This window comes from Providencia sp. 2023EL-00965 (assembly GCF_033550225.1).
GTDB classification, from domain to species: Bacteria; Pseudomonadota; Gammaproteobacteria; order Enterobacterales; family Enterobacteriaceae; genus Providencia; species Providencia manganoxydans.
In genome coordinates this window covers 135,281-153,230 of record NZ_JAWUEH010000013.1, presented here as the reverse complement: position 1 = coordinate 153,230, position 17,950 = coordinate 135,281, and the positions used below count along the sequence as shown (strand labels likewise).

Below are 17,950 nucleotides of genomic sequence, written 5' to 3'. Positions count from 1 at the left end.
GAATGATTCTCATTAAATTTAAATCTTAATTTAGATCAATAAATCTTCAGATAGTCTGTAATCGCACTTCCTTATTAGTCAAAAAGGTTTAATCTTAATGTTGTATTTAAAATGCAACTTATGAGGCAACAAACATGTACTGTGTGCAATGTGAACAAACAATTAGAACTCCAGCTGGCAATGGCTGTGCATACGCGCAGGGTATGTGCGGTAAAACGGCTGAAACGTCTGACTTGCAAGATCTATTAGTTGCGGTATTGCAAAGTTTATCTGCTAGCGCAGTGGTAGCGCGCGAGTTAGGCATTATCGATCATGATGTAGATAGTTTTGCTCCACGTGCATTTTTTTCAACATTAACCAATGTTAACTTTGATTCAGAACGTATTATTGGTTATGCAAGAGAAGCGATATATCTGCGAGACAAATTAATTAAGCAGTGCCAAGCAAAAAATAGTGCAATTGTCTTCAATCACCCGTTAATTAATCTTCAGTTAAACAGTAATGATATTGCAACGTTACAAAAGCAAGCTGAAGAATTTGCATTAGATATTGATAAAGCGCGTGTTGGTGACGATATCCATGGCTTACGCATGCTGTGTTTATATGGTCTGAAAGGGGCTGCTGCTTATATGGAGCATGCTCATGTTTTAGGACAATACAACAATGAAATTTATGCACAATATCATCAAATAATGGCATGGCTAGGTACGTTACCCGCTGATATGAATGAGCTGCTTGATAACGCAATGGCCATTGGCATGATGAACTTTAAAGTGATGGAAATACTGGATGCTGGTGAAACAGGTGAGTTTGGACATCCGATCCCAACAGAAGTTAATGTACGTCCTGTCGCGGGCAAATGTATCCTTATTTCAGGTCATGATTTAAAAGACCTGAAAATGTTGCTAGAACAAACTGAAGGTACAGGGATCAATATCTATACACATGGTGAAATGCTACCAGCGCATGGTTACCCTGAACTTAAAAAATACTCTCATCTTGTTGGGAACTACGGTAGTGGCTGGCAAAATCAGCAAGTAGAGTTTGCTAAATTCCCAGGTCCTGTACTCATGACATCAAACTGCATTATTGATCCTGATGTTGGGCAATACAAAGATCGCATTTGGACGCGCAGTATTGTTGGATGGCCTGGAGCAAAACATTTAACTGGAGATAATTTCTCTGAAATGATTGCTCAAGCGTTATCGATGAATGGTTTCCCATACACTGAAATAGAGCACAAAATTACAGTTGGTTTTGGCCGTCAAACATTATTAAGTGCGGCTGATACCGTTATTGATTTAGTTGCACAGAAAAAATTACGCCATGTATTTTTAGTGGGTGGCTGCGATGGTAGTCGTGGTGAGCGTAGTTATTATACTGATTTTGCTCGCAGTGTGCCAAATGACTGTTTAATTATGACATTAGCTTGTGGTAAATATCGATTCAATAAATTAGATTTCGGCACACTAGAAGGTTTACCGCGTTTACTCGATGTTGGGCAATGCAATGATGCTTACTCAGCAATTATGCTTGCAGTTAATCTTGCGGAAAAATTGGGATGTGGCGTAAATGATCTACCTCTTAGCTTGATCTTGTCTTGGTTTGAACAAAAAGCAATTGTTATCTTATTAACGCTCTTGGCATTAGGTGTTAAAAATATTTATACCGGACCAACTGCGCCTGGATTTTTAACTGAAAATCTTTTGAATGTACTAAATGAGAAATTTGGTATGCGTAGTATAACAACGGTTGAACAAGATTTAGCTGAAATCCTACCTGCGTAATTTTTAAAAAGTAATATGAAAGAGGGGGGAATGATAATTCCCCCTACCAAGTGGAGTGATAAGATGACAATGCCAAGCAGCTTATGTCCTAATAGAATGCAAATTCATTCTATTCATCAAGAAACATCTGATGTATGGACGATTAACTTAATCAATCACGATTTTTACACTTATTCGCCTGGGCAGTATGCATTAGTAAGCATTAAAAACAGTGATGAAATAATGCGTGCTTACACAATATCTTCTACTCCAGGCCAAAGTCGCTTTATTACTATCACCGTTAGGCGGTTGGATCATGGGGTTGGTTCATGTTGGTTAACGAATTCAGTTAAACCAGGAGATTATTTGTGGCTTTCGGATGCACAAGGGGAGTTTACTTGTGCAGAAATTAACAGTAACCAATATTTGATGCTAGCGGCTGGATGTGGAGTAACCCCCATTATGTCAATGGTACGTTGGTTAATGGCAAATCGTCCTCAAGCGGATGTAAAAGTTCTATTTAATGTGCGTGATCAGCAGCAAGTTATTTTTGCTGATGAGTGGCAACAACTAGTTAATTTATATTCTCCGAGATTACAATTGTGTACTATGGCTGAACACCCTGACCATGGTGGAATTGCAGAAGGGCGTTTAACACAAGAAAAACTGTTTGCTTTAGTGCCTGATATTCGCTCTAGAGTCGTGATGACATGCGGGCCAACACCTTATATGAAGAATGCCCAGCAATTTGCGAAAAATCTTGGCGTTCCTGCTGAACATTTTTTTATGGAACGTTTTTCGTTAGATCCAGAACCAATTGAAAGTGAAGATACCTTAAGTTTAAAAATACGTCACCGTTTGATGAATTTTAAGGTACCAGTTGGTACATCTTTACTCTCTGCTTTAGAGCAAAATAAACAACCAGTTATTGCAGCTTGTCGTGCGGGGGTTTGTGGTAGTTGTAAAACCAGAGTTTTATCTGGTAATTATATAACAAGTAGCACTATGACATTAACGGCTGAAGAAATAGCAAATGGTTATGTATTAGCATGCAGCTGCCAACTACAAGGTGATACAGAAATAGCCTAGGGTATTTTTTTAGTATCACTAAAAATATATGGACTGTCTCATTCTGTATAGAATTAATGAGACAGTAGTCTATGTATTAATGCCTAATTAAATAAACGTATTGAAAAATATTGAATTAGAATGTGATAAACAGACTAATTTTTTAAATATTAGGCATCTTTACTTGAAATAACTACCATCATGCATAAAGTAAATAGATAATTTACTTAATGTATTGATCGCTGAGACTGCAATCTCTTTATTTGGGTCCTGACATAGATTAATAATACGCACGATGGCTTCTTCATACTCAATTGTCGCCTTATAATCACCTAAAGCTGATATTGCAGCGATTTTTATCTCGTCATTACCCCTAAATGTCAGGTTTGTCAGCATGCCGACAATAGTCTTGTCCATAATCAAATCTTCACTCTTTAATTAACTTAACACTATTCTAATGTAAAATAAAATATATTAAAGACTAAATTAATATATGTTTTTATTATTTTATTTTGAAGTGTAACTGAAAGTGGTTGTTTTTCGAGTTTAATAAATACTTAAGTGCATTCGCTTACTTAAATTATTCTAAGGCGACATCCTTATAAATAAAGTAATTATAGGTACATGACTTAATTAACCCTTAATTAGGGTTTTTATACTATAAAATAAGATTATTTTAAAATATATAATAATACAAATTAATATATACAATATTACTTTTCAATTAATCATCGTAATGGTTAAATGCAATTGCGCCTTTATCTTATTTTATAACGGGATAGTGCTACAACTCCAAAAAGCTGTTTAGTATGAGTTAATTATAGACAGTACTAATCTTTTTGAAATATAAATTCATATTTTATTACATTTTGTTTCGGTGGGAATTGTTGTTATACATCAACTTAAACAAATCCTAAACAGAATAATGGCTATTCGATATTAACCCTTTTTTTGGGGTGGTAATTAACATCTCAATGGTTATAATTCGCGACGCATTAAAAGTGCAGTATCTCGTTAGGCGAGGCTCCTATACAAACACAGGTTGCTGATCTGACGACGTCGAGAGACGCCCAAGATCAGGACAGGATATATCGAACGAAGGTATATCCCCATGTAACTTCTCATTATTTTATAATGAGATACGTTGTATAGTGCTAAAACCGAGACGTGGAGATAGCCATCGCATTCTCTCATCTGGTTTCGCCCCTATGTGAGTACTGTTTGAGTAACCAACAGTAACTAGGGACTAAAAAAATGACATTCACTTCCCAGAATAAAGCGGGAACTGTAGCAATTGCTCAGTCCGCAATGAAAGGCGCACGCCTAAAAAACAACAATTCACAGCAACCGAAAATTGATGACTCAACAGTAAGCGCTTACATGAGTCAGTCGTATTTACCTGTTTCTATTGCAGATTCAGTTGCTTGTGTAAAAAAAAGTTTGATTGAACATCTTGATGGTGAACAAATTCCAACATTTTTATTTGTTGTTGATCAGGATAATTATCTAAATGGTATACTTTCCGTTAAATCGCTGTTAGCGGCAGATGAAGGTTTGCATGTCTCTGATATTATGAGACATAATTACTTTTCCGTTGCTCCAGAACAATCACGTCATGATGTTTATGACCTGATCAATCACAGTGGTTTGGATATGATCCCTGTTGTGCAGTTTGGTAAATTGATGGGGGTATTGCGTCCTCAAGATATTGCTGAATTGATTGAAGATGAGAATACGTTGGATGCACAGCTTCAAGGTGCTACAACGCCACTTGAAGAACCTTATTTATCAACCAGCCCTGTCACATTGTGGCGTAAACGAGTGGTTTGGTTGCTCATGTTATTCGTCGCTGAGGCGTATACAGGGACAGTATTAAAAGCGTTTGAAGAACAACTAGAAGCGGCTATCTCACTGGCTTTCTTTATTCCATTATTGATTGGAACAGGCGGCAACAGCGGTACACAAATTACATCTACACTTGTTAGAGCCATGGCATTGGGCGAAGTGAGCTTACGTAATGTCGGTGCTGTGCTGAAAAAAGAAGTTTCGACATCTTTTTTAGTCGCCATTACAATTGGTGCGGCAGCTTTAATAAGGGCATGGATACTTGGTGTTGGTGCTGAAGTAACAATTGTGGTGAGTTTGACGATTATCGCAATTACCATGTGGAGCGCCATTGTTTCTTCAATTATTCCAATGGTATTGAAGAAGCTAAAAGTGGATCCCGCTGTAGTATCGGCACCTTTTATTGCCACTTTTATCGATGGTACAGGTCTAATTATTTACTTTGAAATTGCTAAATTGGTGATGACAGAGTTTGCCTAAGCTTATCAGTTGATTTTGGCTGCGATAGATCCAATCTATTTAATATCTGTCGCAGCTCTATTTGCTCCTTGTTTTAATATCTCACCACATTTTCGGCACAAATACTGACTTTCCCCTCGAACAACTTTGTTATGCCTTCTCACGGTTAATTCGTGTGTAATAGGGCAGGCACAATGATAATGAAAAGTACGGCTCTTTACCGACGTAACCTCAAAGCAATGGGTCCGGCTTGCAGGCACTTCAAGCACATGTTCCATCATCCACTTCCATTCCGAACCGTGCGGTGCAATACCTTGCCGCCCATACACACGATAAACTAATAAATGTGCCAGCTCATGGGGGATCACCTCATCGATAAAATTCTCACCATTCTCTAAAAGCAGTACGGCATTTAAGCGGATCTCCCATTCTTTTAAATAGGCACTACCAGCGGTTGTTCCGCGTTGTTTATAGTTAATTATGGGTTCTGGAATATGTTGTTCGAGTTTTTGCTGAGCTAACATAAGTTTTGCTCGCAAAGTGCGCATAACTTTTTGCTGTAGATTGATGGGGACACGAAGTGTTTTCATACAACTAAGCTTAATACAAGCGATGGCAGGTAAACAAGTGTTATTGACACTCATTATATCAAAACATATATTATAATTTATGATATTGATAATGAGAAGACATAATGACAAAGCCACTTTCAAGTGAACTACTGGACGCAATGAAATTAGCGGCAACACAAACTTCAACGCTTTTAAAAACATTAGGTAATTCGGATCGTTTACTTTTGTTATGCCAATTGACGCAAGGAGAGGCGTGCGTGAGTGATCTTGAGGTATCACTAGGAATACAACAACCTACATTATCTCAACAATTGACCGTGCTACGAAATGAAGGTCTTGTAGTAACGCGGCGTGAAGGTAAACGTATTTACTACGCAATCGCCGATGAAAAACTGTTTATTTTACTGAACACACTCTACACACTTTATTGTCCGAAAGAGGGTAAATAATCATGTCTATTGATTGGGCTAATTTCACTCCATGGTCAGCAGCCATCGGTGGTTTATTAATTGGATTGGCTGTTTCAACTTTATTGCTTTTAAATGGCAGAATAGCGGGTATTAGCGGTATTTTAGGAGGCGTATTAAAACCTATTGTGGGGGATACCGCATGGAAGGTGGCATTTATTGTGGGAATTATGGTTGCACCAGCTATCTTTAGTTTCTTTTTCTATGCGCCAGAAGTCATTATTTCGACGAGTACACCTTTCATCATTATTGCAGGATTATTAGTGGGATTTGGGACACGCTTAGGCAGCGGCTGTACTAGTGGACATGGTATTTGTGGTATGGCTAGGTTTTCTCGCCGCTCAATTGTGGCAGTGATGACTTTTATGATTGTTGCATTTGCGACAGTTGCGATTGTTAATACATTTGGATTAAGAGGATAAATAGATGCCTATTATCGTTGCATTGATATCAGGTTTGTTATTTGGCCTTGGGCTACTTTTAGCCGGTATGGGAAATCCTGCTAAAATTCTTGGTTTCTTAGATATTACAGGAAATTGGGATCCTTCTTTACTTGTGACAATGGCAGTAGCAATGGTAGTCAGTGCTATTGCTTTTGCGATAGCTAAAAAACGTAAAATGAGTGTGCTCAATTGTCCTATACAAATCCCACAGAATACAAAAATCGATAAGCCCTTGATAATTGGTAGCGTATTATTTGGGTTAGGCTGGGGGATCGCGGGGATTTGTCCTGGGCCTGCATTATTGTTGACAGGGATGGGGGTAACGGAGGGAATTATTTTTACCTTAGCTATGATAGCAGGTATGTCCATTTTTCAGATGTTAAAAAAATAAAAGTGAGCCCTTTTATATTAGGGCTTTTTATTCTAATGATTTAAAATATAAATTATTAGAATAAAAAGATGTCACATAAAGATACATTACATATAAAGTTACTCATCCTTAGTAAAAAAAATATTTATCATGATAAATATTTAATTTATTGCATCGATTTATTCATAAAGAGCACCTCTAAAATTGATAATAATATTAGTGGTCAGTAGAACGTGGATTTAATAAAACTGATGTGGATATTTTTATCTTAACCAATAAAAGAGGTGAATGATGAAAAATCGATTTCAAAATTCCGTCTTATTACATTCTTTAGACTCTTCACTATTAGCTGCTATACCATTTTCTCTCATTTACAGTCATACAGCTGAGCCTCTAATGTTTATGCCGTATCAAACAAATGATGTTGATACTAGACACGAATGAAAGAAAAATAAAAGACATAATAACTTGTTTTCTCTAATTTAAGGAGAAAGAAATGGTTACGTTAAATAAATTATTATCGATTGCTGTTGTGAGTTATTTAGCAAGTCAATATGCTTATGCTGCTTTTCCTGTAAAACCTGTTGTAGATCCTTACTCAAATTGGAATCATACAAACTATGCTTTCGTTGATATATCAGCCGCAACAAATTATGAAGCGGCGATCAAGAGAAAAACCGTAGTAAGTATTCCAATTGAATGGGCCGTGACTAACTGGAATGGTGATTTTGGAACAACCGTTAAAATTTATTTTAATGACGAGTTAGTTCAAAGTATTCCTACCATGGGAGGGTATGGTACCACAGCAGTTGAGGTGACCAAGGGAGGAATATATCAAGTCACAGTTGCTTTTTGTAACGGAGATGAATGTACTCTTAGTGATCCGAAAGAACTTATTGTTAAAGATACTGATGGTATCCATTTGAAGTCAACTGAAATAGCGATGCTTAAAACGCCTTTATTAGAAAATAATAAGGCTTATACACAAAGTTCTGGAAAAGTTATTGCGGCATATTTTGTAGAATGGGGGGTATATTTACGAGGATTCCCAGTAGACAAAATACCGGCACAAAATTTAACCCATATTCTTTATGGCTTTATTCCCATATGTGGTGGTCATGGTATTAATGATAGTTTAAAACAAATTGAGAATAGTTTTGAAACATTGCAGACATCATGCCTGGGTAGAGCTGATTATAAAGTAAGTATTCATGACCAGTGGGCTGCGTTTAATAAGCCACAAACGGGTACAACTTCACCTTACCAAGGAAATTTTGGTCAGTTAATGGCCTTGAAAAAAGCCTATCCTGATTTAAAAGTACTTCCTTCAATTGGTGGATGGACATTATCTGATCCATTCTATGCGATGAAAGATAAAACTAAGCGTGATATTTTTGTAGATTCGGTAAAAGAATTTTTGCTGACATGGAAATTCTTTGATGGTGTTGATATAGATTGGGAATATCCTGGCGCAAATGGCGCTAGTACTGTATTAGCATCAGATAAAGATGGCGAAACTTATTTATTATTAATGCAAGAACTTCGCGCGATGCTAGATGGGTTGGAAAAAGAAACAGGGCGTGAGTACGAATTAACTTCGGCAATTAGTGCAGCTAAAGTCAAAATAGATAAAGTGGACTTTGGTACAGTACAAAAATCAGTCGATCATTTATTTATGATGAGCTATGACTTTTATGGCGCATTTGATTTAAATACGCTTGGTTACCATACAGCACTTAATGCATCTAGTTGGAGACCTGATACTGAATACACGACAGTAAATGGGGTAAATGCTTTGTTAGCTCAAGGTGTCGCGCCACAAAAAATTGTTGTAGGGGCGGCAATGTATGGTAGAGGGTGGACAGGGGTTAATAGCTATGTGGGTGATAATCCATTTACAGGGAAAGCAACTGGGCCAGTCGCTGGTACATGGGAAAATGGTGTTGTCGATTATCGGCAAATAAAAAACCAATATATGACTGGTTTGTGGACGTATAACTACGATACGGTAGCGGAAACACCGTATGTATTTAAAGCATCAACAGGTGATTTAATTACTTTTGATGATGAACGTTCTGTTAAGGCGAAAGGTAAATATGTTTTAGATAATAAACTAGGCGGATTATTTTCATGGGAAATTGATGCCGATAATGGTGATATCCTTAATAGTATGAACTCGAGCTTAGGCAATACCTTAAAATGATGAATGATTATCATAATCTATATAGGGGATACATTCCCCTATATTTAACAAAAAAGTATTTAAATATATATGTTCTATTATTTTATTTGGTCAATATTTTTATTTTGCTTTTATTTATTAATTACAAATCAATTTAAATTACTTATACTTATTAAGTAATTAGATTAGGATGTTTCTAGATTTTTTATTATTAATATTATGATAGTTCTATATATGTAGTTATCTAATATTCATGCGCTGAAATCATTGTATTAGCTATTTTAAATTAATCGGAGCTTATATGACTAGATTATCCGTGGATGCAATTAATATAATAAATACTATCAAAAAAACAGGTTCTTTTTCAACAGCGGCGGATGTGTTGCATAAAACTCCATCGGCAATTTCTTATCAAGTATTGAATATAGAAAGCCGATTGAAAGTTAAGTTGTTTCATCGCAACGGCCCAATAATTCGATTAACAAAAGAAGGTGAATTTTTATTGCAAGAGGGGGCTTGGATATTGAATGCAGTTCAAGATCTAGAAAATAGAGTTAGAAATATTCCAACACTTGACAATCAAATTCGCATTGTGGTTGAAAAATTTTTGCCACTAGATATTTTTGTACAAGATATCCGCGATTATATTAATACTAGTGGAAATATTCATATATCTATACAACGAGAAGCGATGACAGGTGCATGGGACGCATTAAAAGAAAATAGAGCTGATTTTATTATTGCGCTTGGTAATGTACCTGAAAATGTAAAAGCAAAAATGCAATTACTTGGCAAACTTAGTTTTGCTCTCTGTGTTTCACCATCACACCCCTTTGCCTCTAAAAATAAAGTGATAACACGAGAGCAATTACTAAATGATATTCATGTGGAAATTGCAGATAGTAGCCATGAATTGTCATTTAATAGAGAAAAGGAATTAATACTACAAAAACAAATATTAGTCTGTGATTTAGAAAGTAAATTAATCTTGATTAAGAGAGGTATTGGTTATGGTTTTATCTGTCCATCTCATATAAAGAATGAATTAAAAAAGCAAGAGCTAGTGATAGTTCCAGTAGAAATACCAAAAGATGATCAATTTATTTGGCTTGCTTGGCACCCGGCAAGTAAAGGGGGGCATTTTTCTTGGTGGAAAGAAAGGCTGATAAAAAAAATTGATGCATCTAGTTTTACCGAAAACCTATCAACAGCATAATAGTAAAGATATTTATTGGCTTTCATGTTATTAGGTCGGTCTTATTGTTTTAGAAATCCTAGTGGCAGAGGGCTAATGCCACTAGGATTAACTTATAGCTCGTTTTACTTCAAGTTGCAGCGTTTTTCGTTAAAGCATAGTGAGTTTTTTCACTCGCCACTCATTATATTGTGGCTTATGCTACTAGCGGTTTATTCGCTGGTCGCTGATATGTAATTTAAATTCTTTAGAGCATAGATTTCAGGTGTTAAGACGTTTATTCAAGCCTTTTATTATTTTTTATTTTCAATGCTAATTGATACCATTGTTTATTATAGCTTTTTGCTGATTTTGGTAAAAGATTATACTCTTTGATGACTTCATCAATGAGAGGCATTGCTTCATTTTGACGTTGATTTTCGAATAAAAACTCGGCATAAATAGCTTTGTATTCAATGCGTTCTTTATATTGTAGCAATGCACGAAATTCTTGATTGGCTTCTTCAATTAGACCTAACTTAGCCAATACTTTCGCATATAAAAAATGGCCTGTTGGAGACGTGAAATTAGGGTTCTTCTCACAAAGTAAATCAAGTGTGTCACGGCAATTTTGATAATCGCCTAGATCAAACAGCACTTGAGCATATTTTTGCATAATATCTGGAGAGTATTGATTTATTCCTTGCAACGATTCGACATAATATTTGGCGGCTTCTTGGTATTTTTGTTGATCTGCTAGTATTTCAGCAAGTGCAACACAGTTCTCTGTTGTTGGACTTAGCTGATATTGACGATTCGCTTCACTGAGATCTTTACCCGAAAACAACTGTTTTCTGATGGTGTTTTCTAGTTTATAGCCATGGCGAGAGTAGCGAATAGAAGGTAACCAAATAACTAAAGCGTAGACAATAGAACCTAAAATAGGGAATACAAATAAAATAAATAACCAGTATGAATTTTGATGTGTTTTGACAACATGTACAGCAAAATAAATAGCAGGAATAAAATAGAGTAGGGCACCAATAATTGGCATAGTGGCCTCTATAAATGGGGGTTAACTGTTAGCAGGTTATAATGACATAACTCGCTTTGCTAACAACAAGAATTACCTGAAAAATAAACCCTACATTATTGTAGGGTCTATGTGAGTTCATGATACTTCTAATTGCAGCGTTCTGCGTTGAGGTATGCTATGCCAGTTATACTTTTAGCGGATCGTTTAGCTACACCTCGAACTTTTTATTTATGGTTACTTTAAACCAGCTGCATTACGTAAGATTTCGGCTTTATCAGTTTTTTCCCATGGGAATTGTGAACGACCAAAGTGACCATATGATGCTGTTTGCTGATAAATTGGATGGAGTAAATCCAACATTTGAATTAAGCCATATGGGCGTAAATCAAAGAACTCACGAACAAGTAGTACTAACTGGGCTTCAGGGATTTTGCCTGTACCAAATGTTTCTACCATGATTGAGGTTGGTTCTGCCACACCAATAGCATAAGAAACTTGAATTTCACAACGATCAGCTAAGCCCGCAGCAACAATATTTTTAGCAACATAACGTGCTGCATAAGCTGCTGAACGGTCAACTTTAGACGGATCTTTACCTGAGAATGCCCCACCACCATGACGAGCCATGCCGCCATAGGTATCAACAATGATTTTACGGCCAGTTAGACCACAGTCACCCATAGGGCCACCGATAACAAAACGTCCAGTTGGGTTAATAAAATATTTGGTTGTTGGAGCTAGCCATTCTGTTGGAAGCACAGGTTTGATAATCTCTTCCATAACGGCTTCATGCAAATCTTGTTGTTTAATGTCTTCAGAATGTTGGGTCGATAAAACAACGGCATCAATACCGACAATTTTATTGTCATCATATTGAAAAGTGACTTGGCTTTTTGCATCAGGGCGCAACCACGGCAATGTGCCATTTTTACGGACTTCAGCTTGGCGCTGTACTAAACGGTGTGCAAAAGTAATCGGCGCAGGCATGAGAACATCTGTTTCATTAGTCGCATAACCAAACATAATACCTTGGTCACCAGCACCTTGTTCTAAAGGATCTGCGCGGTCAACCCCTTGATTTATATCAGGTGACTGTTTACCAATTGCACTTAAAACGGCACACGAATTTGCATCAAAGCCCATATCTGAACTGGTGTAACCAATTTCACGAACAGTTTTACGTGTAATTTCTTCTATATCAACCCAAGCACTGGTGGTGATTTCTCCCCCTACCATCACCATACCTGTTTTAACATAAGTCTCGCAAGCAACGCGAGCTTTTGGATCTTGTTCAAGAATTGCATCAAGAACCGCATCAGAGATTTGATCGGCAATTTTATCTGGATGCCCCTCTGATACAGACTCAGAAGTAAAGAGATGTGTCGCCATGAAATTAATACCTTAGAATTCGCAGATTGTAATTGGATGTTTTAACATCTAGACGTCTATTTTAATCGCTTAACATGGAAAGTGCCACCTGTTTTTATTAAAAAACAGCAGGCACTAACTGTTACTATTTGAAAAAATGAGTAGTTTTTAGAAAATACAAACGAAAAAAAAAGTTTCTTGCTTAATTTTATTTCGAACAAAGCAATAACGTTTTGCAATTTCTGCTCAATCAATGTATAAACAGCGACCGTAATGGTTAGTTAGATATATTCCGTTATATACGAGTAGGTATATAAATTGCCTGCTATCTATCAGGAGTGTTTATCTTTTTCACTATTGATGAAGATTAAACAGTTATATTGGGGGTTAATGGGTGATGATCCATAATCTACTGAATAACAGTAACCAACAGCTATATGCGGATCGCCGTGTGTTTTTGGCTTTTACTTTCCTGTCCTTCTTTACTTCTTCACGAAGTTACCGTCACTTTCTCAGTACACCTTTGGCTATCAGTAGGTAAACTGCCAGCCTAATGGTCGTATTTGTCACCGTTTAGATGTTCTAAGCACTTTAATTAATCCGAGTAATAGCTGTTTCCCCGACATAACTGCCCAGTGTCACCACGTCATATGACGGGGTTCTATCTGGCCGGAGAAAGCGTCACTCACCCCTCCATATTAGGAGTTTGTTATGAATGATAATATCGCTCGTAAAATGCGCCAGACGTACAACATCGCATATTGGGGCGGTGGTTACTATCAGGTGAATGAGCGCGGAAATGTCTGTGTTTGCCCTAATCCTGATAACCCAGAAACATCCATCGATCTTGCTGAACTTGTCTATCAAGTACAAGAGGAACAGGAACATCTGCGTTTACCCGCGTTGTTCTGCTTCCCACAAATCTTACAGCATCGTTTGCGTTCCATTAATGCGGCCTTTAAGCGTGCGCGTGAATCATACGGTTATAAGGGTGACTATTTTCTGGTATATCCTATTAAGGTTAATCAGCAACGACGTGTCATTGAGTCATTAGTTAATTCAGGTGAACCTCTTGGGTTAGAAGCGGGTTCAAAAGCCGAATTGATGGCAGTTCTCGCTAACGCAGGTCGTACTCGCACAGTGATTGTTTGTAATGGTTATAAAGATCGCGAGTATATCCGTTTAGCATTAATTGGCGAAAAACTCGGACACAAAGTTTATCTGGTTATCGAGAAAATGTCTGAAATTGAAATGGTGCTGAAGGAAGCGGAGAGCTTGAATGTTACACCTCGCTTAGGTGTTCGAGCACGTTTAGCATCACAAGGTTCAGGTAAGTGGCAAGCTAGTGGCGGAGAAAAATCTAAATTTGGGCTAGCGGCAACGCAAGTACTACAGTTAGTTGAAATATTACGTGATGCAGGTCGTTTAGAGAGTTTGCAATTATTGCATTTCCACCTAGGATCACAAATGGCGAATATTCGTGATATTGCGACAGGGGTTCGTGAATCAGCACGTTTTTACGTTGAATTGCATCGTCTTGGTGTACAAATTCAATGCTTTGATGTTGGTGGTGGCCTCGGCGTTGACTACGAAGGTACTCGTTCCCAGTCTGATTGCTCTGTCAATTACGGGTTAAACGAATATGCTAATAATGTCATTTGGGCGATAGGTGATGCGTGTGAGGAGTTTGATTTACCTCACCCAACGGTGATCACTGAGTCTGGCCGTGCATTAACCGCACATCATACCGTATTGGTATCTAATGTGATTGGGGTAGAGCGTAATGAATTTACTAAAACATCTCCACCTGATGAAGATGCACCACGTTCATTGATTTCTTTATGGGAAACATGGGAGTCGATGCAGCACCAAGGCAATAGCCGCTCATTACGTGAATGGCTTCATGATAGCCAGTTTGACTTACAAGAAGCGCATACACAGTACGCTCATGGCGTATTGGATTTAACCCAGCGCGCATGGGCAGAAGAACTTTATTTAAATATTTGTCGTCGTATTCAGCAAGATTTGGATCCAAGCAATCGAGCGCATCGCCCAATAATTGATGAGCTACAAGAGCGTATGGCCGATAAGTTTTATGTAAACTTTTCGTTATTCCAATCGTTACCCGATGCATGGGGGATTGATCAAGTCTTCCCTGTGTTACCTATTGAAGGTTTAGATAAGCCGCTAGACCGTCGTGCGGTACTGTTGGATATCACATGCGATTCAGATGGCATTATTGATCACTATGTTGATGGTGATGGTGTTGAAACTACCATGCCAATGCCTGCTTATGACCCTGAAAATCCGCCAATGATTGGCTTCTTTATGATTGGTGCTTATCAGGAAATTTTAGGTAATATGCACAATTTGTTTGGTGACACCGCAGCAATCGATGTATGGGTTGATAGCCAAGGCAACCTTCGTTATTTGCAAAGTGAAGAAGGCGATTCAGTCGCGGATATGCTGCAATATGTAAAATTAGTTCCTGAAGTCTTGTTAGAAAGCTTTACTGAGCAAGTGAAAGGGACTGGTTTAAGCGAACAGCTGCAAAAAGATTTTGTTGAAGAATTTGAAGCAGGCCTTTATGGCTATACTTATTTAGAAGACGAGTAATTTGCGATAAATCGCCATTAGATTTTTTAAATCAATCACAGGGTATCCTGTGAATAAAACCTAATAAATCAATGTATTTGGCAAATGCAAATACAGGTAGAGGTAGAAGTGATGATCAATAGTACATTAGGGAACCAGACTGATAATTCATTGGTTTCTAACGCATTTGGTTTTTTACGTTTTCCATTAAATTTTCAGCCTTATAGCTCAGATGCTGAATGGGTGATCACTGGTGTTCCATTTGATATGGCGACTTCAGGGCGAGCGGGGAGCCGACATGGTCCTGCTGCTATCCGTCAAGTATCAACTAACTTAGCGTGGGAAAGTCATCGCTGGCCATGGAATTTTAAACTAACAGAACGTTTAAATGTCGTGGATTGTGGTGATGTGGTATTTGCTTTCGGTGATGCTCAGGATATGTGTGACAAATTACAGGCGCATACTGAGAAACTGCTAGCGTCAGGTAAACGTTGTTTATCGTTTGGTGGTGACCACTTTGTGACATTACCGTTATTACGTGCTCACGCAAAACACTTTGGCAAGATGGCGCTAGTCCACTTTGATGCACATACAGACACTTATGGTAATGGTAGCCAATATGATCATGGCACCATGTTCTATCATGCACCAAAAGAGGGGTTGATTGACCCTAACCATTCAGTACAAATCGGTATTCGTACTGAACATGATAGCGATAATGGTTTCACTGTGTTAGATGCGGCACAGGTAAACGATCGCAGTGTTGATGATATGATTGAACAAATTAAATCAATTGTGGGTGATATGCCTGTCTACTTAACTTTTGATATTGATTGTTTAGATCCTGCTTTTGCCCCAGGAACAGGTACACCTGTAGTTGGTGGTTTAACTTCTGACCGTGCATTAAAATTACTGCGTGGCTTACAGCCGTTAAATATCGTTGGTATGGATGTTGTTGAAGTTGCACCTGCTTACGACCAATCAGAAATTACGGCTTTAGCCGCAGCATCGATAGCACTAGAGATGCTTTATTTGCAAGCATCTAAAAAATAAGGTGTCTTAATATTAGGCTGTCATCTAGGCAGCCTAAATTTTAACTCGCTCAAGCTGCATCAGCATTGCCTACCTTCAGCGAGCTGAGCCACATAATGTATTGATACTCCTTTCCTATCTTCACTTGTTGCCTATCTGCATCTCAAATTATTTGGAGTTATAGAAGATTTATTAAGCAAATATAGACAAATAGCATTTTTTGCCATACTTCTTATTGTGTAAATCTACCTCTAATTAACTAGTATTTTGCTTTTTAAAGTTATTCATATCGCAAATGTAAGTGATTCTCACTCAAACATAGTGCAATCTATTATTATATTCTCTAATAACAGCCTATTATCATTACTTTGTAACTTGTTGTTAATCTTGCTAACGTAATTATTAGTTTGAGTCATTCATTTTAACGGCTTTCAATGGGAGAATACTTATGGCACTGAATAATAAAGTCATTTTAGTTACTGGTGCAGCACAAGGTATTGGGCGTGGTATCGCATTACGTCTAGCAAAAGAAGGTGCTGATATCGCACTGGTTGATCTGAAAAAAGATAAACTGGTCGATGTAGCTAAAGAGATTGAAGCACTAGGCCGTAAAGCGACCACATTTGCAGCGGATGTCAGTAAACGTGAAGAGGTTTTCGCTGCTGTTGCACATGCAGAGGCCGAGTTAGGTGGCTTTGATGTCATGATTAATAATGCGGGGATCGCACAAGTAAAACCGATCGCAGATGTTCGTCAAGAAGATATGGATCTTATCTTCAAAATTAACGTTGATGGTGTGATGTGGGGTATTCAAGCCGCTAGTGAAAAATTCCAGCAACGTAAACATAAAGGTAAAATTATTAACGCCTCCTCCATTGCAGGGCATGATGGTTTTGCCATGCTAGGGGTTTACTCAGCAACGAAATTTGCTGTACGCGCACTAACTCAAGCCGCGGCAAAAGAATATGCCAGTTCAGGTATCACCGTTAACTCATACTGCCCAGGTATAGTAGGAACAGACATGTGGGTAGAAATTGATGAACGCTTCGCTGAAATTACAGGTGCTCCAAAAGGTGAAACCTATAAAAAATATGTAGAAGGAATAGCATTAGGCCGAGCACAAACACCAGAAGATGTAGCAGGCCTAGTCGCCTTTTTAGCGAGTGATGATTCTGATTATATTACCGGTCAGTCTATATTAACTGATGGCGGTATCGTCTATCGCTAATGCTCGTCATACTTCGACCTGTAACTTTGTTGACTGCGTTCGCTCACACTAGTCACATACTTATGTATGCTCCTAGCGATTCGCTGACTTGTCGCCTTGTTACAGCTCGAATTATATAGCGCACCGCTCGTCAAACTTTTGAGCTGTAGCTTTGCTGATGGCGTTCGCTCACACTAGTCACATACTTATGTATGCTCCTAGCGATTCGCTTACTTGTCGCCTCGTTACAGCTCGAATTATATAGAGCACCGCTCGTCAATCCCCGAGTTGTAACTTTGTTGATTGCATTCACTTACGCGAGTTACTATTTATATGTGTGACTAGCGATTCGCTGACTTGTCGCCT

General features: G+C 37.9%; 15 protein-coding genes and 1 riboswitch. Of the genes, 11 read left to right on the top strand and 4 right to left on the bottom strand.

Annotated elements, in window-relative coordinates; translation table 11 throughout:
• The first annotated feature begins 134 nt into the window (after positions 1-134).
• Positions 135-1,787, top strand: a complete 1,653-nt coding sequence (hcp, locus tag SC428_RS16430; protein ID WP_140186059.1) for a hydroxylamine reductase — start codon at positions 135-137, stop codon at positions 1,785-1,787.
• 63 nt (positions 1,788-1,850) lie between these two features.
• Positions 1,851-2,855, top strand: coding sequence for an NADH oxidoreductase (gene hcr / locus SC428_RS16425; protein WP_070925235.1), 1,005 nt, complete (start codon positions 1,851-1,853; stop codon positions 2,853-2,855).
• Between the two features lie 159 nt (positions 2,856-3,014).
• On the opposite strand, the gene SC428_RS16420 is transcribed toward hcr, so the two are convergent.
• Complete coding sequence (locus SC428_RS16420) at positions 3,015-3,251, bottom strand: HEAT repeat domain-containing protein (RefSeq protein ID WP_070925236.1); 237 nt, start codon at positions 3,249-3,251, stop codon at positions 3,015-3,017.
• 586 nt (positions 3,252-3,837) lie between these two features.
• Positions 3,838-4,014: riboswitch (M-box (ykoK) riboswitch) on the top strand.
• Between the two features lie 128 nt (positions 4,015-4,142).
• On the opposite strand from SC428_RS16420, the gene SC428_RS16415 reads away from it, so the two are divergent.
• Complete coding sequence (locus SC428_RS16415; RefSeq protein WP_233445652.1) at positions 4,143-5,159, top strand: magnesium transporter; 1,017 nt, start codon at positions 4,143-4,145, stop codon at positions 5,157-5,159.
• A gap of 35 nt (positions 5,160-5,194) precedes the next feature.
• Here SC428_RS16415 and SC428_RS16410 read toward each other — a convergent pair whose 3' ends face one another.
• Complete coding sequence (locus tag SC428_RS16410; RefSeq protein ID WP_070925238.1) at positions 5,195-5,728, bottom strand: SprT family zinc-dependent metalloprotease; 534 nt, start codon at positions 5,726-5,728, stop codon at positions 5,195-5,197.
• 104 nt (positions 5,729-5,832) lie between these two features.
• On the opposite strand from SC428_RS16410, the gene SC428_RS16405 reads away from it, so the two are divergent.
• The 5 genes from SC428_RS16405 (at position 5,833) to SC428_RS16385 (ending at position 10,388) form a co-directional block, all read left to right on the top strand.
• A complete protein-coding gene (locus SC428_RS16405) occupies positions 5,833-6,159 on the top strand; it encodes an ArsR/SmtB family transcription factor (RefSeq protein WP_070925239.1) in 327 nt (108 codons plus the stop codon).
• A gap of 2 nt (positions 6,160-6,161) precedes the next feature.
• Positions 6,162-6,599: a YeeE/YedE family protein gene (locus SC428_RS16400; RefSeq protein WP_070925240.1), complete on the top strand. Its 438-nt coding sequence runs from the start codon at positions 6,162-6,164 to the stop codon at positions 6,597-6,599.
• Between the two features lie 4 nt (positions 6,600-6,603).
• A complete protein-coding gene (locus tag SC428_RS16395) occupies positions 6,604-7,011 on the top strand; it encodes a DUF6691 family protein (protein WP_070925241.1) in 408 nt (135 codons plus the stop codon).
• Between the two features lie 475 nt (positions 7,012-7,486).
• Positions 7,487-9,193 carry a glycosyl hydrolase family 18 protein gene (locus SC428_RS16390; RefSeq protein ID WP_318708871.1) on the top strand — a complete coding sequence of 569 codons (1,707 nt, stop codon included), beginning with the start codon at positions 7,487-7,489 and terminating at the stop codon, positions 9,191-9,193.
• Between the two features lie 280 nt (positions 9,194-9,473).
• Entirely contained in the window at positions 9,474-10,388 is a 915-nt protein-coding gene (locus SC428_RS16385; protein ID WP_070925242.1) for a LysR family transcriptional regulator, read from the top strand.
• A gap of 256 nt (positions 10,389-10,644) precedes the next feature.
• Here SC428_RS16385 and SC428_RS16380 read toward each other — a convergent pair whose 3' ends face one another.
• Positions 10,645-11,400, bottom strand: coding sequence for a tetratricopeptide repeat protein (locus SC428_RS16380; RefSeq protein ID WP_070925243.1), 756 nt, complete (start codon positions 11,398-11,400; stop codon positions 10,645-10,647).
• Positions 11,401-11,616: 216 nt separating this feature from the next.
• Positions 11,617-12,771, bottom strand: a complete 1,155-nt coding sequence (metK, locus tag SC428_RS16375) for a methionine adenosyltransferase (protein ID WP_070925244.1) — start codon at positions 12,769-12,771, stop codon at positions 11,617-11,619.
• A 690-nt stretch (positions 12,772-13,461) separates the two neighbouring features.
• On the opposite strand from metK, the gene speA reads away from it, so the two are divergent.
• The 3 genes from speA (at position 13,462) to SC428_RS16360 (ending at position 17,605) form a co-directional block, all read left to right on the top strand.
• Complete coding sequence (gene speA / locus SC428_RS16370; protein ID WP_318708868.1) at positions 13,462-15,366, top strand: biosynthetic arginine decarboxylase; 1,905 nt, start codon at positions 13,462-13,464, stop codon at positions 15,364-15,366.
• Between the two features lie 111 nt (positions 15,367-15,477).
• On the top strand, positions 15,478-16,398 hold the full coding sequence (speB, locus tag SC428_RS16365; RefSeq protein ID WP_283125642.1) for an agmatinase: 921 nt from the start codon (positions 15,478-15,480) through the stop codon (positions 16,396-16,398).
• 427 nt (positions 16,399-16,825) lie between these two features.
• Positions 16,826-17,605: an acetoin reductase gene (locus tag SC428_RS16360; protein WP_070925245.1), complete on the top strand. Its 780-nt coding sequence runs from the start codon at positions 16,826-16,828 to the stop codon at positions 17,603-17,605.
• Positions 17,606-17,950: the final 345 nt, after the last annotated feature.